Raw genomic sequence first — 19,184 nt, forward strand, 5'->3', positions numbered from 1 at the left:
GCAGAACAAAAAGAATAAGAGAGTTATGACCGGGATGAATGTCTAGCGGAATTCCCCATTCATCTCCACACACCCTTCACCACCCACACACAGCCGGGGTCGAATGCCCGGATATCTGATGGCTGGGACCGCCGTTCGGCGGATGCCCGCGCCGCCCCGATACGAACCCCCGGGACATGCCCTGACGTCGGTCAACGCGGTGAACTGGCGGTGTGGCTGAAACGTCGTCAGGTGAACGAATGGGACTGGGGCACATGCACGGGGCCCAGTGATACCGGTGATACGATCACCGCGCTTGCCAGGCGAGCCAAGGGCGCGTAAGACACACGGCGATCCGGCACATCACGCCGAGAGGATCCCCACTCTGAGGAGCATTATGCCGCCAGTCGGGCATACGGAGCCGTTCCGGCGCACCGACTCCTGTGCGCTGCCGTCGGCAAGACGAGTGCGATGTCCCCGGAACCCGCGGGCGCCGTACGGGCGCTGACTTACCGCCGCCCCGAACATTCCAGACGCATAACGCACCACACCTCCCTAAAGTCCCTGGCGGTCTAGTCGTTTAAAGAGAGTCTCAATGACGCAATATCTACAGGATCCAGCACTCTGGGCCCTGATCGCTGGCACGCCTCTCGCCGCAGCCGCCATTATCCGCGGGCGAAAGACGCGAGCGAATCTGCGCCAGGAGCAGGCGGAGCTAGAGAAACGCGCGGCCGACCTCGAGAACAATTACGCCGAGGCGGTGCAGGAGGCCCACAACCGCGCCGAAGAGGCCACCAAGAGCGCGCTGAAGTCCGCCATGCGGACCCTTCAGGGTCTCGCCAACGAGCAGCAGCTGGCCCTCTCCAAGACACAGGAGAAGTACGGCGAGCACCAGCTTCTCCAGGACCTCCTGGAGATCGACCATATGAACTCGCAGTTCGGTCGGCGTGCCCAGTCCATCGCGGTGCTCTGTGACGGCTGGCTGGGCCGGCAGCGAGCCGTCGCCTCGGTGTACGACGTGGTGCGCAGCGCCAAGGGCCGCATCCGTCACTACACCCGGGTGGAGATTCGCTCGCAGAGCAACTTCGCCCTGGTGAGCCGGGCCGTGGAACCGGTCGCGCTGGCGCTGGCCGAGCTTTTGGACAACGCGACCAGTTACTCCGCTCCCGACTCGCCGATCGACATCACCATTCGCACCGTCCCCAAGGGCGTCTGCGTCATCATCGACGACGCCGGTGTCGGTATGAACGAGGAGGAGAAGAACCGGGCGGACAAGCTGCTCTCGGCCACGCACGCCACCGGTGTAACGGGACTGGGCAATCCGCCGCAGTTCGGTTTCGCGGTGATCGGTGTGCTCGCCGCGCGCTACGGCTTCACGGTGTCCGTCGATTCGGCCTCTCCCTACGGTGGTGTACGCGCGGTCGTGCTTCTCCCCGAGGACCTTCTGACCAATATGCCCGAGCCGGAAGAGCAGCCGACGACCCACGCTCCCCCCGCGGCCGAGCAGCCGGAGCCGAGCGGTTCCACCGTGGCCAGTTCCACCGTGAGCGGTGCCACCGCCGGGGGTCTGCCCAAGCGTCGCCGTAAGGGCGCGATTTCCATCGTCCCGAGAGCGGACGCCAATGCCGCCGCCCGGACGAGCGAGGAAACCGCATCGATCATGGGCGCGTTCCAGCGCGGCACTCAGTCCGGCCGCTCAGCAGCAACCCCGAACAGGGAAGGGCATGATCCTCAGTGAACAACGACCTGTCATGGATGCTTGAGAGCGCCCTGGAAGTACCAGGGGCTCGTCATGCGATCCTGGTTTCCGCCGACGGTCTGCTGATGGCCCGTTCTCAAGAGGTCAAAAAGGACGAGGCCGACACCGTCGCGGCGGCGATGAGCGGCATCCAGTCGCTGAGCCGCACCATGGCCGGCTTCTGTGGTGGCACCCATATGACATGGCGCCAGACCCTGGTCGAGTTCGACGGTGGCTGGGTCTTCCTCATCTCCGCGGGTGAGGGCGCGTATCTGGCGGTCTCCTCGGCGCCGGATGTCGACATGGCCGACATCACCTTCCGGATGCAGCAGCTTGTCGGGCAGCTCGGCAAGGCGCTGACCACACCACCTCGCGAAAACACCGGAATTCAGGCATGAGGGCACCCGGCGAGCAGGAGCCCGAATCCGCTCAGTTAGTGCGACCGTACGTCATCACCAACGGTCGAGGGCTTCCGGAGAACGACCAGTTCAACTTGATCACGCTGGTCACCGCCTCCGAGGAGAGACCCCCCAGCCATCTTGACCCGGAGAAGCGCGGGCTCCTGGAGCTGTGCTCGGGTGGATATCTCTCGGTCGCGGAGATAGCCGGACACATGGGACTTCCGATCGGCATCGTGAAGGTCCTGCTGTCCGATCTCTCCTCGGACGGATACCTCATCACCCGCGCACCCGCGCCTCCCGCGCAGCTTGTCGACGTTTCGCTCCTTCAGGAGGTGCTGGATGGGCTCCAGGCCCGTTTCGGATGAGGACGTCTATCTGAACGAAGCGGTGCAGATCGCGGCCAAGATCCTGGTCGTGGGGCATTTCGCGGTCGGAAAGACGACGTTCATCGGCACCATGTCCGAGATTCCTCCGCTGCGCACCGAGGAGCGGATGACTCAGGCCGGAGCCCATATCGACGACCTCATGGGCACCCGGGGCAAGACCACGACCACCGTGGCCATGGACTTCGGCCGGCTCACGCTCAGCGACAGACTTGTCCTGTATCTCTTCGGCACGCCCGGACAGGAGCGCTTCGTCCAGGTGTGGGAGGACATGACCCGAGGCGCTCTCGGGGCACTGATCCTCGTCGATCCGGAACGGCTCAAGGAATCCTTCCCGGTGATCGACCTGGTGGAGCACTACGGACTGCCCTATGCGATTTCCGTCAACCACTTCGACGGCACGCCGGCCCGCCCCGACAACGAATTGCGCGAGGCGCTCGACCTGCTGCCCGAGACCCCGATCGTCACCTGTGACGCACGTGACGAGAAGTCATCGGCCAACGCGCTGATAACGCTTGTCCGTTACCTACAGGAACGTACCCGCTAGGAGCACCTGATGAACATGCAATCGGATTTTCCGGCGGTGCCACCACCCGGCTGCCCCGCCCATGGCAGTGGCAAGCGGGTGCCGCTGTACGGGACGGAGTTCGCCGCCGATCCGGGTGCCTACTACACCTACATGCGCTCGTACGGCCCGACCGCGCCGGTGGAACTCTCCCCGGGCGTCGACGCCACACTGGTCACGGACTACTCGGCGGCGCTCCAGCTGCTGCAGAACCCGGACACCTTCCGGAAGGACTCGCGCCGCTGGCGTGAATACAACGAGGGCAAGGTCTCCCGGGACAATCCGGTCGTCCCGTTGCTGGAGTACCGGCCGAACTGCATGTTCACCGACGGCGCCGAGCATATGCGGCTGCGTCAGGCGGTGACCGACAGCCTGGCCCAGGTGGACACGCATCGACTGAGCCGCCATGTCGAACGCGTCGCGGACTATCTGATGGACCAGTTCCTCTCCCGCGGCTCGGCCGATCTGCTCAACGATTATGCCAAACTGCTGCCGCTGTTTGTTTTCAATGAGCTTTTCGGTTGCCCGGCGGAGATCGGTGACCGGGTCATCTTCGGTATCTCCGGTATTTTCGACGGAATCAATGCGGAGAAGGCGAACGAGGTGCTCGGCCAGAGCGTCGGCGAACTCGTCGCATTGAAGCGCAAGCAGCCCGGTGACGATGTCACCTCCTGGCTTATGCAGCACCATGCCCAGCTGAATGATGAGGAAATGGCTCATCAGCTGGTGCTGCTGCTGGGTTCCGGTGCCGAGCCGCAGCGGAATCTCATCGCCAACGCGCTGCTGCTACTGCTCTCGGATGAGCGGTACGCGGGGGCCGGGCTGCTGGTCGAGGACGCCCTCGACGATGTGCTGTGGAACAGTCCGCCGATGGCCAATTACGCTCCGCATTACCCGGTTACCGATGTGGACTTCGCCGGGACCCGGCTGCGGGCGGGCGATCTGGTGATGGTCTCCATCGCGGCCGCGAACAGCGACCCCGCGCTGTCCGCCTCCCGGCAGCAGCTCAGCAAGCGCGCTCACCTGGCATGGAGCGCCGGTCCGCACGCCTGCCCGGCCAAGGACACCGCTCAGCTGATCGGCGTGGTGGCCATCGAGAAGCTGCTCAACAAGCTGCCGGACATCGAGCTCGCGGTGCCCGAGTCGAGCCTGACCTGGCGCCCCGGCCCCTTCAACCGAGGGCTGACCGCACTGCCTGCCCGATTCACTCCGATACGTACGGATAAACAGCCCGTTACGCAGCAACAGATCCCCACGGGCGACCATCGCGCCCACGCCCAGAATAAGCAGGAGAAGGGCGGCTTGTGGAGTTCGTTCCTCTCATGGTGGCGACAGTGATCTAGGTCACATCGGGAACCCATTTCATACCGCATGAATGTTCAATTGAACGGGTAGGCAGTGTTGCGCAATTTATGTTGGCCAAAATCTAAGAGGAGCTGTCGTGAGGTCTCCCGCCGCCGGCGACATCACTGTCGGTCGACGATCAGCGGTTTCACTCATATCCCGACCGCACCCCCACCCCTGCGGCCAATCGAACACCTACCCTAATTTCGCGGAAGCACACGCGATGGGAGCCCAGATACCCGCCCCCCGGGGCGGGTATCTTCTCGTGGTACCGGAACACCGGGTATCCCCGCCGCCTAAACCAAAACAGCCGTTCCTCTCGATTCAGCGGGAGGTTCGATGAACGGTCTCCGTTCGGGTGAGGCACTGCTCGGTGACCTCGCCACGGGCCAGCTGACCCGGCTGTGCCACGTGGCGGGGCTGAGCGAGGCCGATACGGCCGCGTACACGGGGGTGCTAATCGAGAGTCTGGGGGCCGCTGCCGGACGGCCGCTGGCGCTGCCGCCCCCGTCGCACACCTTTCTCTCCGACGACCACAGCCCCGTCGAGTTCTCCCTGGCCTTCCTGCCGGGCCAGCGCCCGGACCTGCGAGTACTGGTGGAGCCGGGCTGCTCCAGCGGGGACGACCTGGCGGAGAACGGCCGGGCCGGTCTGCGGTCGATTCACGCCATGGCGGACCGCTGGGGATTCTCGACCGACCAGCTCGACCGGATCGAGGAACTGTTCCTCCCCCCGTCCCCCGAGGGCCCGTTGGCCCTGTGGTGCGCCCTGGAGCTCCGCCCCGGCGGCGTCCCCGGGGTCAAGGTCTACCTCAACCCCTCGGCGAACGGCGCCGACCGGGCCGCCGAGACGGTCCGCGAGGCGCTGGCGCGGCTGGGCCATCGGCAGGCGTTCGACTCGCTGCCCCGGGCGGAGGGCTTCCCGTTCTTCGCCCTGGACCTCGGCGACTGGGACGCCCCGCGGGTGAAGGTCTATCTCAAACACCCCGGGATGTCCCCCGCCGAGGCGGGCTCCCTGCCCCGGATGACCCCAGCACCGGGCCGGGAGGGGCTGGAGGAGTTCTTCCGCACCGTCGGTGACTTCCCCGCCGGGGACCTCACCGACGACGAGGACCCCGACCGGCTCACCGGGCGCCCCGCCCTCACCTGCCACTCCTTCACGGAGACGGCGACCGGGCTGCCCAGCGGATACACGCTCCACGTACCCGTCCGCGGCTACGTCAGGCACGACGGCGAGGCGCGGGAGCGGGCCGTGGCCGTGTTGCGCAGCAATGACATGGACAGCGCAGCCCTCGACCGGGCGCTGGCCGCCGTGAGCCCGCGTCCCCTCGGCGACGGCGTGGGCCTGATCGCCTATCTGGCCCTGGTCCACCAGCGCGGCCGGCCGCAGCGGGTGACCGTCTACGTCTCCTCCGAGGCGTACCAGACCCGGCCGCCCCTGGAGACGGTCCCCACCCGTGACCGGGTGCGGGCCCGGCTCTGAACTCCGCCGGGACACCGAGCACCGAGCACACCGGGACGCCGAACTCCGGGACACCGCACGCCGAGCACACCGAGCACGCCGAAACACCGAACGACGAACAGACAGGAGCAGGGGCAGCGTGGAGCCGTACAGGATCAAGGTTGTCGAACCGATACCCGTCACCACACGACAGCAGCGCGAAGCGGCGCTGAAGCGTGTCAACTACAACCTCTTCGACCTGCGCGCCGAAGAGGTGACCATCGACCTGCTCACCGACTCGGGCACCGGGGCGCTGTCCGCCGCCCAGCTCGCCGCGGGGATGGCGGGCGACGAGTCCTACTCGGGCTCCCGCTCGTTCTACCGCTTCCACGAGACGGTCACCGAGCTCACCGGCTACGCCCACATCCTCCCCGCCCACCAGGGGCGCGCCGCCGAGCGCGTGCTGTTCACCACCCTGCTGGAGCGCGGCGACCTCGTGCTGTCGAACACCCACTTCGACACCACCCGGGCCAATGTCGAGCTGAACGGCGCCGAGGCGCGCGACCTGCCGTGCCCCGAGGCCAAGAACCTCGACAGCACCGACCCGTTCAAGGGCAACATCGACCTGGACGCGCTCGCCCGGACGCTGTCCGGGCCCGACGGCTCCCGGGTCGCCGTGGTCGTCATGACCATCACCAACAACGGCGGCGGCGGTCAGCCCGTCGCCATGGAGAACCTCAAGCGGACGGCCGCCCTGTGCCGTCAGCACGGGGTGCCGCTCTTCCTGGACGCCGCCCGGTTCGCCGAGAACGCCTGGCTGGTCACCCGCCATGAGCAGGGCTACCGCGACCGCACCCCCCGGCAGGTCGCGGAGGAGGCGTTCCGCCTGGCGGACGGCTGCATGATGAGCGCCAAGAAGGACGGCATCGTCCACATCGGCGGCTTCATCGGCACCAACGACCCGGAGCTCGCCCAGAAGTGCGAGCTGCTCCTCATCGCCACCGAGGGGTTCGCGACCTACGGCGGTCTGGCCGGACGCGACCTCGACATGATGGCGCAGGGGCTGACCGAGGTCACCGAGCCGACCTATCTCGCCGAGCGCGCCGAGATCGCCTCCCACCTCGCCCACCGGGTCCGCGCCGCGGGCGTGGACATCGTCGAGCCGCCGGGCATGCACGCGCTCTACCTCAACGCCGGGCGGTTGCTGCCGCACATCGCGCCGCACCGCTACCCCGGCCACGCCCTGGCCTGCCAGCTCTACCTGGAGGGCGGCATCCGCTCGGCCGAGCTGGGGTCGCTCTACCTGGGTGAGGAGGACGAGCACGGCAACCCGATCAAGAGCGCGCCGTACGAGCTGGTCAGGCTCGCCCTGCCGCGCCGGGTCTACACCCGCAGCCACTACGACCACGTGGGCGAGACGCTCGCGAAGATCGCCAAGAACGCGGACCAGGTGTACGGCTTCCGGATCACCGATCAGTCCCCGATCCTGCGCCACTTCCGCGCCACGCTGGAGCCGGTGCCCATCAGGGGCTGACCGCGGCACGGCCGTACGAGGGCCCGGCACCGGACGCCACCGGTGCCGGGCCCTCGTCGACCTGGTGACCCGGGCCATGGCCCGCCGCCGGGGAGCCCCCGCGTCAGCGCCCCGCCGCCCCCTCCGCCGCCCGGATCGCGTCGCGGTAGGCGCGGGCCGCCGCGCGCAGCGCCGCCTCCGGGTCCACACCGTCCGCCTCGGCCCGCACCGCGAGCGCCAGCAGCTCATAGCCGATGCCCGCCCCGTCCGGCAGGGCCACGTCGAGCCCGGCCATCCGGGCGCGGGAGGCCAGCTTGGCGGTCAGCGCGAGCGAGGGCTGACCGAGCGGTACCCCTTCGGTGACCGAATCGCGCCGCTTCTCGGCCGCCTTGGTCCGCAGCCAGTGGCGCTGGACGTCCTCCGGGGTCTCGGCGGCCTCGTCGCCGAAGACATGCGGATGGCGATGGATCAGCTTGTCCACGATGCCGCCCGCCACATCGTCGATCGAGAACGGGTGCTCGGGGTCGTCCTGGGCGATCCGGGCGTGGAAGACGACCTGGAGCAGCACATCGCCGAGCTCCTCGAGCAGCGCCTCGCGGTCGCCCTCCTCGATGGCCTCGACGAGTTCGTACGCCTCCTCGATGCCGTATTTCACCAGCTCCTCGTTGGTCCGGGTGCCGCTCCACGGGCACTCGGCGCGGACCCGGTCCATGACCTGCACCAGATCGAGCAGCCGCGCGCCCGGCAGATCGTAGGAACCGGGCAGCAGCTCCAGGTCCGGCATCGCCTCGCGGCCGGATCCGGCCAGCCGCGCCAGCCCGTCGGTCAGCTCGGACTCGCCCTCGGCTGAGGTGATCACGACGGCCGTGCGGCCGCCCTCCGCCACGCAGTAGTCGACCAGCTCGCGCGCGCCCGGTGCGCCCGGCTCCACCTCGACGCCCGCGTCCCGCAGATAGGGCAGCTGCGGATGGTCCGGGTCGCCGGAGAGCACCCGGTCGGCGCCGCGCAGCGCCTGCCAGGCGGGCCAGGACAGCAGTCCGGGCGCCACCCGGTGGCTGGTGGTGAGAAGGACGATGCGCCCGGTGGGGGCGGCGGCGTCGGCGGGGACGGGCGAGTCGGGTGCGGTCACCCTTGCAACGTAACTTACGCCCGCTCGGGGGTACCGCCGGAGGTGCGCAGCCAGGCCTCCTTGGCCAGGACGGCGGTGCCCTGGGTGTTGTCCCACTTTCCGTAGCGGGGGTTCACCCGGATGTCGAGCGCCTTGGAGGTCTGGGTGAACACCTCGTTGACCTTGGAGGTGCCCAGCTTGCGCAGCAGGGCGTTGCGGGTGAGGTCCATCCGGACCGCCTCGTCGATCCCGCCGGGCGCGATGCCCTGCTGGAGATACAGGGCGCGCAGGGCGGTGGCCCCGCCGCTCTGCTGCTCGGCGGCGGAGCGGGCGTGCTGGACCTCGCGGCGGCTGAGGCTGATCCCGTTGTCCTTACCGGCCCGCTCAATCACCCGGAACTGGATCATCCGGATCAGCGTGTCCTGGCTCAGCCGGCCGCTGCCCGCGACCATCTGAGCCGCCTTCGGGTCGCTGCCCTGAGCCTGGCGGACGGCCTTGACCTGCGCCTGGAGCTGGGACACGGTGATCCGGCCACCGTCCAGGACCGCCGCGGCACCGGGCCGCGGGGCGTCGCCGCACGCGGTGATCAGCGGCGCGGAGAGCAGCAGCGCGGACGCGGCGGAGACGGTGAGCGCAGTACGGCGGCGGATCATTGAGCCTCCCGGCAGAGATCGTGCGGCGCGACAAACGATCTGGCGTTGATCGATCGATGGTATGGAGTCGGCGCGGCCTAGGCCACTGCTTGGACAACGATTCACCACGGTCTTGGTCAGCCTCCTGGCCGCCCCCGGCCCCGGCAGGCTAGCGCGCGGGCAGCTTCGTACCGGGGCAGCCGCCCAACACCCGCCGCATCGCGGTCTTCTCGGCCCCGGTCACCCACAGCCCGTAGGTCTTCTTCACCGCCACCTGGTGCGCCACATAGTCACAGCGGTACGCCTTGTTGGGCGGCAGCCAGGTCGCCGCGTCGCCGTCGCCCTTACGGCGGTTGGCGGAGGCGTCCACGGCGATCAGATTGAGCGGATCGTTGGCGAACTCCAGGCGCTTGTCCCGGTCCCACTTCCGGGCGCCCTTCTGCCAGGCGTCCGACAGCGCGACCACATGGTCGATGTCCACCTTGCTGCGGCCCCGGACGAACCGGATATCGCGGCCGGTGTACGGATCGTCGGTGAGCGTGCCCGAGGTGACCAGGCAGTGGCCGTCGCGGAACCTCACGTCCTTCAGGTCGCGCTTGAGGATGTCATCGCGGGTCCCGCAGCCGTTGTCGTCGGTGTCCACCCACGAGCTGCCGAACTCGCTTCGCTCGTAACCCGTCTTCGGCGCACGGCCCTTGACTGTGAGCGAGGACACAGCCGCCAGGGCCGAGCCGGACGCCGCGGGCCGACTCGGACCGCCCCCGCCCCCGCCCCCGCCCTTGTCAGCGCCCTTGCCGTCCTGGTCACCGGCCTTGCAGCCGCCGACCGCCAGCAGCGCGACCAGCACCGCCGCGGAACTTCGCATCGGTATGCGAAACCGTCCCTGCAACCTTCCCGCCCCCTTCGCGTATCTTTTCGCACAGACCGCCCACACGATAAGGACCCTGGATGGACACGGCCGCAACCGCCCCGCCCGGCACCGGCGCCGAGGGGGCGACCGCCGTCTTCAGGGGGCGTACCCGGCTTCTCGCGAGGGCAGGCGTACTGCGGCAGCCGCGGGCCGATCCGTACTGGCTGGCCCTCGCCCTCTTCGCCGCCTTCACGGCACTGTCGGTCTGCCGCTACCGCCGTATGGCCACCATGTCCTGGGACCTGGGCATCTTCGAGCAGGCGATACGGGCGTACGCGCACTTCCGGGCCCCCATAGCCGATCTCAAGGGCCCCGGCGCCAATATCCTCGGCGACCACTTCAGCCCCATAACGGCCCTGCTCGGCCCCGTCTACCGGCTCTTCCCCGGCCCGGTCACCCTGCTGGTCGCGCAGGCGGCGCTGTTCGCCGTCTCCGCCGTCCCCGTCACCCGCGTCGCCACCCTGCTGCTGGGGCGCGGCCGGGGGCTCGCGATCGGCATCGCCTACGGGGTGTCCTGGGGCCTCCAGCGCGCCGTGGACTTCGACTTCCACGAGATCTGCTTCGCCGTTCCGCTCATCGCCTTCTCCCTGGAGGCGGTGATCCGCAGGCGCTGGTACCCGGCGCTGCTGTGGGCCGCCCCGCTGGTCTTCGTCAAGGAGGACATGGGCGCCACGGTGGCCGCGATCGGCGCGGTCGTCTGGATCCGCGCCCGGCGCGACCCCGAGCGCGGCCCCCGCGCCGTCCCGCTCGCCGTCGCGCTGATGGGCTTCGGCGTCGCGGTCTCGGCGCTCGCGCTCGGCGTGGTCATCCCCGGCTTCAACGGCGCGGGCTCGTACGACTATTGGGACAAGGTCGGCAGCGGCGGTGACCAGACCGGCACGATCCCGTTCGGCACCGCGCTGCGCACCCTGCTGTGGATCCTGCTGCCGACCACCGGGCTGCTGGCGCTGCGCTCCCCGCTGCTGCTGGCCGCCGTGCCCACCCTCGGCTGGCGCTTCCTCTCCCACGACGACCACTACTGGGGCACGGACTGGCACTACAGCGCGGTGCTGATGCCGGTCGTCCTGCTGGCCCTGGTGGACGCCCTGGACCGGGTCCGCGACACCCACCGGCCCTGGCTCGCCTCGTACGCCCGTCAGCTGCCCGCCGCGGTGTGCGGCGCGGCCCTGGCGCTGTCGTCCTCCATGCCGCTCTACGGCCTCACCCAGGGCGCCACGTATGACAAGTCCCCGCAGACGCGGGCGGTGGAGCGACTGCTGGACCGGATCCCGGACGGGGCGACGGTGGAGGCCAACGTCGGGCCGATAAGCCGGCTCACCAGCCGCTGCCGGGTGCTGTGGGTCGGCGCCACCCGGGACGTACAGCCGGACTACATAGCCCTCCAGGAGCCGCCGGAGCGCACCGAGCGGCAGGTGATCGAGTACGCCGGGCAGCTCCACCCGGGCAGCTCGTACACGCCTCTCGGCTCCACGTCCGGCTATTTCGTCCTCAAGCGGGGCTAGGGGTGTCCGACGGATCGTGACGCCTGCGGCGGGCTGCCTTCCCCTCCCCGCCCCTTCCCACAACTGGGGCTCCGCCCCAGACCCCGCTCCTCAAACGCCGGAGGGGCTCGAAGGCAGGGGTTCCGCCCAAGACCCCGGAGCCCAGGGGCGACGCCCCTCCACACGGCGGACACCCGGTAAGCCGGGCCGGGGCTCCGCGCGGGCTCAACCCATGGGCTCCGCGGCGGCTCAGCCCATGGGCTTCGGGGCGATCAGGGCGAACGGCGCCCCCTGCGGATCCTTCACCAGCGACATCCGGCCCGCGACCATGTCGTACGGCGGGCGGAGGACCGTCCCGCCCTCGGCTGACACTTTGGCCGAAATGCGGTCGGTGTCCTCGACGGCGAAGTAGACAAGCCAGTGCGGGGGCACCTCCGGCGGTATCCCCTCCCGCAGCGGCTGGAGCCCGCCGACCGTACGGCCGTCGACGGAGAGCGCGAAATAGCCCTCGGCGCCCTCGGCCTCCATGGGGGTCGACTCCGCGCCCAGCGCCTCCGCGTAGAAGGCCGAAGCCGCCTCCCGGTCGGTGGTGTTGAGCTCGTTCCAGATCAGCGTGCCCGGCTCGTTGACCAGGCCCGCGCCGGTGAAGCCGAGCGGCTGCCAGACGCCGAAGACGGCCCCCAGCGGGTCGGCCGCCACCAGCATCCGCCCGAGGTCCATCACATCCATGACCGGCATCAGCACGGTGCCTCCGGCCCGGCTGATGGACTCCGAGGTGGCCTGGGCGTCGGCGGAGCAGAAGTAGGTGGTCCAGACGGTCGGCGGCGGGGCCTCCTCGCCCGCCGACCGCGCGGACATCACCCCCGCGACGGGCTTGCCCCGCAGGGTCCAGGTCGCATAGCCGCCGGCCTCCGGAGGGCCGACCTCTCCCTCCCAGCCGAACAGCCCGGAGTAGAAGTCCAGGGCGGCCTGTTGGTCGGGGACCATCAGATCGATCCAGCAGGGCGTTCCTGGCTGATAGGACGTGACTTCGGGCATGGGGCCGCCTCCGTATCGCCACTTCCGGCCGTGCCCGGCCGGTACGGGATGCCCCCATGGCCCATTCTCCTCCGGCGGGGCCGTCACGCCACTCGGCGCGGACCGCTACCGCGCGCACCGGTTCGTCAACGGCCCGTGAACGCGACTTCCCGGCCGCGGCAGACCGCCGGACCCGGCCGCCGCGAGCAGCGGCTGGGTTCGGCGGCTGGGTCCCAGCCACCGCGAGCAGCGGGCGCGCACAAAGCCGGGCGGCGGCCGGCCCCGAAGGCCGACCGCCGCCCGGCGGTGGTGAGAAGACGGTGTGTCAGGCGCTGCCGACGGCGCTTCCGGCCACCCACTGGCTCCAGTCCATGTTCCATCCATTGAGGCCGTTGTCCGGCTGGACGGTCTTGTCCTTGGAGTTCTTCACGATGACGACGTCACCGACCTGGGAGTTGTCGAAGAACCAGGTGCCGTCCGTGTTGGGGTCGCCCGCGCCCTTGGTGTCCGACAGACCGATACAGCCGTGGCTGGTGTTGACGCTGCCGAAGATGGACTTGGCGCCCCAGTAGTTGCCGTGGATGAAGGTGCCCGAGGTGGACAGCCGCATCGCGTGGGGCACGTCCTTGATGTCGTACTCGCCCTTGCCGTCGTCGTCCGTGAAGCCGACCGTCGCACCGTTCATCCGGGTCTCCTTGAACTTCTCGGAGATCACCATCTGACCGTTGTAGGTCGTGTTATCGGGGCTGCCGGCCGAGATCTTGATCGTCTTGAGCAGCTTGCCGTCGCGGACGACCTTCATCTCCTTGGACTCGGCGTCCACCGTGGAGACCTGGGAGCGGCCGATCTTGAAGTTGACGGTCTTCTCCTGGACGCCCTTGACACCGGACGACGCCTCGACGCCGTCCAGGTCCAGCTTCAGGGAGACGGTCGAACCCGCCTTCCAGTAGTCCTTCGGGCGCAGGTCGAGCCGGTCGCCGCCGAACCAGTGGCCGACCACCTGCTGGCCGCTGCTGGAGGTGACCTTGATGCCCGACTCGACGGCCTTCTTGTTGGTCACCGCCTTGTCGAAGCGGATGGACACCGGCATGCCCACGCCGACCGTGGAGCCGTCCTCCGGCGTGAAGTTGGCGATGAAGCTGTTGGAGGGCGAGACGGTGGTGAAGGACGAGTTCTCGGTCGCCTTACGGCCCTTGGAGTCCTCGGCGGACGCCCTGATCTTGTACTGAGTGGCCCGCTCCAGCTGCCCACTCGGCTTCCAGGACGTCTTGTCGGGCGATATGGTCCCGGCCACGGTGTTGCCGGTCGCCGCGGACGTCATCGTGACGGAGGTGAGCTTGCCCTCACTCACCGTGACCTTGGTGTCACTGTTGATGCCCGCGTTCGTCGCACCGGCCTTCGGCGTGATCTTGATGTGGGCGTCCGACGCGTCCTTGGCCGCCGCCTCGTCGACCTGCGACTGCGACTTGTGCCCGTCGTTCTTGGCGTCGTCGCCGCCGCCATCCCCGCCGCACGCGGCGAGAGTGAGTACGCCGCCGAGCACGGCGGCCACGGCCACCAGCCCCTTACGGCGCTTGCCGTCCGTCATCACACGCTTCTCCATTTGACCTGGATCTTGATCTGGACCCCAGAAACCCCGGACCTGCCCGATAAGAACGCCTGTACCTTTTGGCCGGTTCCACGCACAGTAAAACTGTGCGCAAGGCCACTTAGCAAAGGCGCCACTCCAGCGTAAGACCCGCCGACACCCGGACCCGCACGGCTCAGCCGTCTTCGTCGCCCGGAAGTCGCCAGGAGATCGCCCGGAGGCCGCCAGGAGATCGCCGGGAGATCGTCCGGAGAACGCCGGGAAGACGCCCGGAATGCGGCCCTCCGGGCTCAATCGTCCTCGTCCAGGTCGGCGAAGGCCCCGGACCACTCGACGGAGCGCGGATCGTAGTCGACATGCTCGCTGCTCCAGGACGCCTGGGCCAGTTCCACCCCCGGCACCTCCTCCACCAGCTCGAACGGCTCGACCAGATAGGCCAGCGCCTCGGCCTCGTCCGACTCCACCATGCGGCGTGCGTGGCCCCGCTCCTCGGCGGCCATGGAATCGTCGCCGTCGATCCGCTCGTACGCCGCGCGCCGCAGCCGGTCCGCATCGGCGATCTCGACCACAAGCTCCACACGAAGCCGGACAAACCGTGATGTCTCGGTACTCGTCATGCGACGGAGGTTAGGGGGCCGACCCGTCTCGCTTCCGCACGACCCGCAGTTGTCACTACGATCGGCGCACGGGGTCAATTTGCCGCAGCCTCAAGGAGGATGCCGTTGAACGCACGCCGACCGCTGCTGACCGCCGCCGCTGCCGGTTCGCTGCTGTGCGCCCTGTGGTTCGTCCCGTCCGCCAACGCCACCGTGGAGGACCCGGGATCGTCATCCGCGCCCTCGCGGACCTCGGATGGCTCGCCCGGGTCCGGGCCCAGGACCGAGGCAGTGCCCGACGGGGATCTGGCCGATACCGGCAGTGTGGACGTCACCCCGTATCTCTTCGGCGGCACGGCCTTCCTGGGGCTGGGTGTGGCGATGGTGACCGCCTCCGTGCGGCGCACCCGCCCGGAGGCGTACTAGCCCCTTGGCTTGCCCCTCGGCTCGCCCCTTGGCTTGCCCCTCGGCTTGGGGGCGCACCGGAGCTTGGGGGCGCACCGGCCCCCGGCCCGGTTCAGTCCAGGGATCCGGTCACCGACTCCACGGCCTCGATCAGCTCTCCGGATCGTACGAACGCGTCCGCCGCCGCCAAGTCGGGCGCCAGATAGCGGTCAGCGCCCGGCCCCTCGACGCCCGCCCGGCGCACCGCCGTCAGCACCGCCCGGCTCGCGGGCGCGGGCTCCAGACCCTGGCGCAGCTCGATGCCCCGGGTGGCGGCGACCAGCTCGACGGCCAGGACCCGGGCCAGGCTGTCCACCGCCGTGCGCAGCTTGCGCGCCGCCGACCAGCCCATCGAGACATGGTCCTCCTGCATCGCGGAGGACGGGATGGAGTCGACCGAGGCGGGCACCGCGAGCCGCTTCATCTCGCTCACCAGCGCGGCCTGGGTGTACTGGGCGATCATCAGCCCCGAGTCCACGCCCGGGTCGCCGGCCAGGAAGGGCGGCAGGCCGTGGGAGCGGTTCTTGTCCAGCAGCCGGTCGGTGCGGCGCTCGGCGATCGAGGCCAGGTCGGCCGCCGCGATGGCCAGGAAGTCCAGGACGTACGCGACGGGTGCGCCGTGGAAGTTGCCGTTGGACTCCACCCGCCCGTCCGGCAGCACCACGGGGTTGTCCACGGCGGAGGCCAGCTCGCGCTCGGCGACCAGCCGGGCGTGCGCGAGGGTGTCCCGGCCGGCGCCCGCGACCTGCGGGGCGCAGCGGATCGAGTACGCGTCCTGGACGCGCGGCGCATCGTCCTGGTGGTGCCCGGTGAGCCCCGAACCCGCCAGCACCCGCAGCATGTTGGCGGCACTGGCGGCCTGCCCCGGGTGGGGGCGGATGGCGTGCAGCTCGGGCGCGAGGACGCGGTCCGTGCCGAGCAGCGCCTCCAGCGAGAGGGCGGCGGTCACATCGGCGACGGTGAACAGCCGGGCGAGGTCGGCACAGGCCATGATCAGCATGCCGAGCATGCCGTCCGTGCCGTTGAGCAGTGCGAGCCCCTCCTTCTCGCGGAGCTCGACCGGCTCGATGCCGTGCTCGGCCAGCAGCTCGGCGGCAGGCCGCACGGTCCTGTCGGGCCCCTCGGCCTCGCCCTCGCCCATCAGCGCCAGCGCGCAGTGGGACAGCGGCGCCAGGTCGCCGGAGCAGCCCAGCGAGCCGTATTCGTGGACGACGGGGGTGATCCCCGCGTTGAGGAGCGCGGCCATCGTCTCGACCACGACGGGCCGGACGCCGGTGCGGCCGGACGCGAGCGTCTTCAGCCGCAGGAACATCAGCGCCCGCACCACCTCGCGCTCCACCCGCGCGCCCATACCGGCGGCGTGCGAGCGCACGATGTTGCGCTGGAGCTGGGCGCGCAGCTCGGGGCTGATGTGGCGCACGGCCAGCGCGCCGAAGCCGGTGGAGACGCCGTAGACGGGCTCGGGCTTGGCCGCGAGGTCGTCGATCACTCGCCGCGCCGCGGAGATGGCGTCGAGCGCCGCCTCGGAGATCTCGATCCGCGCGGTGCCGCGGGCTACGGCGATGACATCGTCGGCGGTCGTTCCGGACGTCCCCACCACCACAGTGTGCATATCCATATTCAGGCACCCTAGAGAGTGAATCCCCGCCTGTCACCCCGCCGACGCTCCCCACCCCGCCCCTCCCCGGGGAGAACGGGGCCCCGCCCCACCGGGGCCCCGCCCCACCGGGGCCCCGCCCCACCGGGGCCCCGCCCCACCGGGGCCCCGCCGGCGGCGACCGGGGCCGGGGACCGTCCCGCCCCTGCCACCTTCCGGGGGCAAAGGGGCGGGCGGGGGCGGACGGCAGTCTCAGATCCGCCTGAAGCGGTCCGGCCGGTTGTGTTCGCGGTGACGGGGGCACTGGCACGGTGGCCACGCCTGCCCCAGTGCGTAGGGGTCGCTCTTCTCGCCGACCAGGACGGCCACCACCGCATGGCGTGCGGTCACGATCCCGCCGCGCGCCATGGTGTAGACACGCATCGTCATACGGGTCTCCTCACACCTGTTGTCCGCGCTCACCGTCCCGTCCCCTCGACCGGCGCGAGGAGCTGGAGCACGGCGCGCAGACCACGCTTGACCGCACCGAAGTGGTAGACCAGTTCTTCCGGCGCGGCGGTGGCCAGGCTCACGGCTTCAGCGGCGGCGAGGCTCTGTCCGGCGACGATCATGACGGCCCGCTCAAGGCCGTCGCGGGTGGGCTTGCCCGCCGCGATACACCCCCCGCACAGGCCCGAACGCGGATCACTGAGGCTACGGAACCCGAAATCACCAGGGGTGGCGCACAGGGCACAGCCGGGGGCCGGGACGGACACGGCATAGCCGTTGGCGGTCACCGGATCACCACCATCCCATGCGGGGCACAGATCAACTCCACGCGCGGGCCGCTCTTCCGCCGTTGTTGCCGCCGCCGCTCGGGAGCCGCCGCGCAGGGACGCACCAGCGCGGGCAGTTCGCTGTCCACCGACGCGGGGGCGATACGAAGTTCAAGGGTCGGCGAATCGAGACACCGGCCCGCAGACACCGGGTGGGGCCTGACGCTCGGTGAATCCACGGCCCCCGCCACGAGCCAGGCAGGCACCGGATAGGACGCGGGGACGATCGGGATGGCACGGTGACGGCCGGACGGCCGTAAGGCCAGAACTGCCCTCACCCATACGAGTACGCACCGGATAAGGTCGTGCATGCGATCAGCTCCTCGAAAGCTGGTGGCCACGCCCCCGGACCCGGCCAGGTCGCGGGGGTCTTGTGTCGTGGCATGTCGTGTGATCACCCGCCCCATATCGGGGGCCGAATCAGCGCGATTCCGTCTCGTCCGACACGGGGCGGGAGTGGTTACCACCATCCCCGACCGGGCACACTGGGCACACACCTGAGCCGAGACCAAAAGCGTTTAGTGCTCAGCGAGTTGGGAGGTTTGTTCGAGCGATGGAGCTCAACAACAACGAGGGCCAGACCACTCCCCGCACGATGCTGGGCCGCAGACTGCGCCGCATGCGCGAAGACGCGGACCTGTCCATCCGCGCACTCGCCGAAAAGGTCGGATACCCCTACTCGTACATCGGAAGGGTGGAACGGGGCGAACAACTCCCGTCCGAAGCCCTGGTCAATGCCTTTGATGCCCACTTTGGCACGAGCGGCCTATTTGTCGATCTGTGGGAAATGACGCACAACGAAGTCATCGCCGACTACAGCAGGAAGGTGGTAAGCAGGGAACCGGACGCCGAACGCATCGAAGTATTCAACAGCAGTGTTGTCCCCGGACTGCTCCAAACCCCGGATTACGCACGAGAACTGTTTCGTACAGGGTTGCCCGGAGTGGGCGAAGAGGAATTGACCGAGCGCGTCGCAGTGCGCATGCATCGGCAACACATCTTCGAACGCAAAGAAGCGCCATTTTATTGGGCAATCATGGACGAAGCGGCATTAAAGCGTCCCGTAGGTGGCCAAGAGTGCATGCAAGGGCAGCTTAGTCGCGTGCTTGAGGCTGCGAAGCACTCTCGTATCACAGTTCAGGTGTTGCCGTTTTCGGAGGGGGCGCACTCTATACTGGGCGGGGGGTTGACGTTGCTTACATTGAAGAGTGGCGGGACGATCGGCCTGGTTGAGAGCTTCGATTCCGGAGAAGTGGTGGAATCCCCTAAGCGGCTTGCCAGGCTCTCTCAGTCCTTCGCTGTGGTTACGTCGAAAGCCCTACCGGAAGACAAGTCTATCGGCCTGATACGTCAACACTTGAAAGACTACGAGAATGAACACGATTGCTGACGTCTCCGCCCTGCATTGGCGTAAATCGAGCTACAGCGATAACGGGGGTGGCGGGTGTGTCGAGATATCAGACGGACACCCATTCGGCATTCCTGTGCGCGACAGCAAGAACCCGAACAGTCCGGCGTTGGTCTTCCCCGCGTCGTCTTGGTCATCGTTCATATCAGCCGTCAAGGATGGGGAGTTCCGCGACGCCTGACCCCTAACTGACGACCACATCAGCGCAGCGGCCCCTGACCATAT

At 69.0% G+C, this 19,184-nt stretch carries 20 protein-coding genes; 11 read left to right on the top strand and 9 right to left on the bottom strand.

Annotated elements, in window-relative coordinates; genetic code table 11:
- The first annotated feature begins 574 nt into the window (after positions 1–574).
- The 7 genes from JK364_RS47695 (at position 575) to JK364_RS47725 (ending at position 7,384) form a co-directional block, all read left to right on the top strand.
- On the top strand, positions 575–1,717 hold the full coding sequence (locus JK364_RS47695) for a sensor histidine kinase (RefSeq protein WP_201857703.1): 1,143 nt from the start codon (positions 575–577) through the stop codon (positions 1,715–1,717).
- Complete coding sequence (locus JK364_RS47700) at positions 1,714–2,115, top strand: roadblock/LC7 domain-containing protein (protein WP_201857704.1); 402 nt, start codon at positions 1,714–1,716, stop codon at positions 2,113–2,115. Before JK364_RS47695 ends, JK364_RS47700 begins: the two co-directional genes overlap by 4 nt.
- Positions 2,112–2,483, top strand: a complete 372-nt coding sequence (locus tag JK364_RS47705; RefSeq protein ID WP_201857705.1) for a DUF742 domain-containing protein — start codon at positions 2,112–2,114, stop codon at positions 2,481–2,483. Before JK364_RS47700 ends, JK364_RS47705 begins: the two co-directional genes overlap by 4 nt.
- Positions 2,458–3,048: a GTP-binding protein gene (locus JK364_RS47710; protein ID WP_201857706.1), complete on the top strand. Its 591-nt coding sequence runs from the start codon at positions 2,458–2,460 to the stop codon at positions 3,046–3,048. The genes JK364_RS47705 and JK364_RS47710 overlap by 26 nt, the downstream gene beginning before the upstream one ends.
- A gap of 9 nt (positions 3,049–3,057) precedes the next feature.
- Positions 3,058–4,404: a cytochrome P450 gene (locus JK364_RS47715; protein ID WP_201857707.1), complete on the top strand. Its 1,347-nt coding sequence runs from the start codon at positions 3,058–3,060 to the stop codon at positions 4,402–4,404.
- Positions 4,405–4,749: 345 nt separating this feature from the next.
- Positions 4,750–5,892, top strand: coding sequence for a tryptophan dimethylallyltransferase family protein (locus JK364_RS47720; protein ID WP_201857708.1), 1,143 nt, complete (start codon positions 4,750–4,752; stop codon positions 5,890–5,892).
- Positions 5,893–6,010: 118 nt separating this feature from the next.
- Positions 6,011–7,384, top strand: a complete 1,374-nt coding sequence (locus tag JK364_RS47725; protein WP_201857709.1) for a tryptophanase — start codon at positions 6,011–6,013, stop codon at positions 7,382–7,384.
- 103 nt (positions 7,385–7,487) lie between these two features.
- On the opposite strand, the gene JK364_RS47730 is transcribed toward JK364_RS47725, so the two are convergent.
- The 3 genes from JK364_RS47730 to JK364_RS47740 form a co-directional block, all read right to left on the bottom strand.
- The gene (locus tag JK364_RS47730) at positions 7,488–8,492 is read right to left on the bottom strand and encodes a nucleoside triphosphate pyrophosphohydrolase (protein ID WP_201857710.1); all 1,005 of its coding nucleotides are present in this window, start codon (positions 8,490–8,492) and stop codon (positions 7,488–7,490) included.
- Positions 8,493–8,506: 14 nt separating this feature from the next.
- Complete coding sequence (locus JK364_RS47735) at positions 8,507–9,124, bottom strand: SurA N-terminal domain-containing protein (protein WP_201857711.1); 618 nt, start codon at positions 9,122–9,124, stop codon at positions 8,507–8,509.
- A gap of 148 nt (positions 9,125–9,272) precedes the next feature.
- Positions 9,273–9,968 (bottom strand): HNH endonuclease family protein, encoded by a 696-nt coding sequence (locus tag JK364_RS47740; protein WP_201857712.1) that lies wholly within the window; start codon positions 9,966–9,968, stop codon positions 9,273–9,275.
- An 83-nt stretch (positions 9,969–10,051) separates the two neighbouring features.
- Here JK364_RS47740 and JK364_RS47745 point away from each other — a divergent pair, with 83 nt between their 5' ends.
- The gene (locus JK364_RS47745) at positions 10,052–11,515 is read left to right on the top strand and encodes a DUF2079 domain-containing protein (RefSeq protein ID WP_201857713.1); all 1,464 of its coding nucleotides are present in this window, start codon (positions 10,052–10,054) and stop codon (positions 11,513–11,515) included.
- 228 nt (positions 11,516–11,743) lie between these two features.
- Here the strand turns inward: JK364_RS47745 and JK364_RS47750 are convergent, their stop codons facing one another.
- The 3 genes from JK364_RS47750 to JK364_RS47760 all read right to left on the bottom strand — a co-directional run bounded on the left by JK364_RS47750 (position 11,744) and on the right by JK364_RS47760 (position 14,716).
- The gene (locus tag JK364_RS47750; RefSeq protein WP_201857714.1) at positions 11,744–12,532 is read right to left on the bottom strand and encodes a VOC family protein; all 789 of its coding nucleotides are present in this window, start codon (positions 12,530–12,532) and stop codon (positions 11,744–11,746) included.
- Positions 12,533–12,836: 304 nt separating this feature from the next.
- Positions 12,837–14,114, bottom strand: a complete 1,278-nt coding sequence (locus tag JK364_RS47755) for a L,D-transpeptidase (RefSeq protein ID WP_201857715.1) — start codon at positions 14,112–14,114, stop codon at positions 12,837–12,839.
- A 275-nt stretch (positions 14,115–14,389) separates the two neighbouring features.
- Positions 14,390–14,716 (bottom strand): hypothetical protein, encoded by a 327-nt coding sequence (locus JK364_RS47760; protein ID WP_201857716.1) that lies wholly within the window; start codon positions 14,714–14,716, stop codon positions 14,390–14,392.
- Between the two features lie 99 nt (positions 14,717–14,815).
- Between JK364_RS47760 and JK364_RS47765 the strand changes: the two genes are divergently transcribed.
- Positions 14,816–15,121, top strand: coding sequence for a hypothetical protein (locus JK364_RS47765; RefSeq protein WP_201857717.1), 306 nt, complete (start codon positions 14,816–14,818; stop codon positions 15,119–15,121).
- Between the two features lie 91 nt (positions 15,122–15,212).
- On the opposite strand, the gene hutH is transcribed toward JK364_RS47765, so the two are convergent.
- The 3 genes from hutH to JK364_RS47780 form a co-directional block, all read right to left on the bottom strand.
- Positions 15,213–16,757: a histidine ammonia-lyase gene (gene hutH / locus JK364_RS47770; protein WP_201857718.1), complete on the bottom strand. Its 1,545-nt coding sequence runs from the start codon at positions 16,755–16,757 to the stop codon at positions 15,213–15,215.
- Positions 16,758–16,988: 231 nt separating this feature from the next.
- On the bottom strand, positions 16,989–17,165 hold the full coding sequence (locus JK364_RS47775) for a hypothetical protein (protein WP_201857719.1): 177 nt from the start codon (positions 17,163–17,165) through the stop codon (positions 16,989–16,991).
- Positions 17,166–17,194: 29 nt separating this feature from the next.
- Positions 17,195–17,512, bottom strand: a complete 318-nt coding sequence (locus JK364_RS47780; RefSeq protein ID WP_201857728.1) for a hypothetical protein — start codon at positions 17,510–17,512, stop codon at positions 17,195–17,197.
- A gap of 592 nt (positions 17,513–18,104) precedes the next feature.
- Between JK364_RS47780 and JK364_RS47785 the strand changes: the two genes are divergently transcribed.
- Together JK364_RS47785 and JK364_RS47790 are read left to right on the top strand one after the other, a co-directional pair.
- Positions 18,105–18,941, top strand: coding sequence for a helix-turn-helix domain-containing protein (locus JK364_RS47785; protein WP_201857720.1), 837 nt, complete (start codon positions 18,105–18,107; stop codon positions 18,939–18,941).
- The gene (locus JK364_RS47790) at positions 18,925–19,140 is read left to right on the top strand and encodes a DUF397 domain-containing protein (RefSeq protein WP_201857721.1); all 216 of its coding nucleotides are present in this window, start codon (positions 18,925–18,927) and stop codon (positions 19,138–19,140) included. The genes JK364_RS47785 and JK364_RS47790 overlap by 17 nt, the downstream gene beginning before the upstream one ends.
- Positions 19,141–19,184 lie beyond the last annotated feature (44 nt).

Origin of the sequence: Streptomyces endocoffeicus, assembly GCF_016741935.1 — a bacterium.
Taxonomy (GTDB): domain Bacteria; phylum Actinomycetota; class Actinomycetes; order Streptomycetales; family Streptomycetaceae; genus Streptomyces; species Streptomyces endocoffeicus.

Bases quoted from the DNA above. Each gene is read 5' to 3' on its own strand.
- JK364_RS47695 (WP_201857703.1), top strand. From the start codon at position 575: ATGACGCAATATCTACAGGATCCAGCACTCTGGGCCCTGATCGCTGGC.
- JK364_RS47705 (WP_201857705.1), top strand. From the start codon at position 2,112: ATGAGGGCACCCGGCGAGCAGGAGCCCGAATCCGCTCAGTTAGTGCGA.
- JK364_RS47710 (WP_201857706.1), top strand. From the start codon at position 2,458: ATGGGCTCCAGGCCCGTTTCGGATGAGGACGTCTATCTGAACGAAGCG.
- JK364_RS47715 (WP_201857707.1), top strand. From the start codon at position 3,058: ATGAACATGCAATCGGATTTTCCGGCGGTGCCACCACCCGGCTGCCCC.
- JK364_RS47720 (WP_201857708.1), top strand. From the start codon at position 4,750: ATGAACGGTCTCCGTTCGGGTGAGGCACTGCTCGGTGACCTCGCCACG.
- JK364_RS47735 (WP_201857711.1), bottom strand. From the start codon at position 9,124: ATGATCCGCCGCCGTACTGCGCTCACCGTCTCCGCCGCGTCCGCGCTG.
- JK364_RS47740 (WP_201857712.1), bottom strand. From the start codon at position 9,968: ATGCGAAGTTCCGCGGCGGTGCTGGTCGCGCTGCTGGCGGTCGGCGGC.
- JK364_RS47745 (WP_201857713.1), top strand. From the start codon at position 10,052: ATGGACACGGCCGCAACCGCCCCGCCCGGCACCGGCGCCGAGGGGGCG.
- JK364_RS47750 (WP_201857714.1), bottom strand. From the start codon at position 12,532: ATGCCCGAAGTCACGTCCTATCAGCCAGGAACGCCCTGCTGGATCGAT.
- JK364_RS47755 (WP_201857715.1), bottom strand. From the start codon at position 14,114: ATGGAGAAGCGTGTGATGACGGACGGCAAGCGCCGTAAGGGGCTGGTG.
- JK364_RS47760 (WP_201857716.1), bottom strand. From the start codon at position 14,716: ATGACGAGTACCGAGACATCACGGTTTGTCCGGCTTCGTGTGGAGCTT.
- JK364_RS47765 (WP_201857717.1), top strand. From the start codon at position 14,816: ATGCCGTTGAACGCACGCCGACCGCTGCTGACCGCCGCCGCTGCCGGT.
- hutH (WP_201857718.1), bottom strand. From the start codon at position 16,757: ATGGATATGCACACTGTGGTGGTGGGGACGTCCGGAACGACCGCCGAC.
- JK364_RS47775 (WP_201857719.1), bottom strand. From the start codon at position 17,165: ATGACGATGCGTGTCTACACCATGGCGCGCGGCGGGATCGTGACCGCA.
- JK364_RS47785 (WP_201857720.1), top strand. From the start codon at position 18,105: ATGGAGCTCAACAACAACGAGGGCCAGACCACTCCCCGCACGATGCTG.
- JK364_RS47790 (WP_201857721.1), top strand. From the start codon at position 18,925: ATGAACACGATTGCTGACGTCTCCGCCCTGCATTGGCGTAAATCGAGC.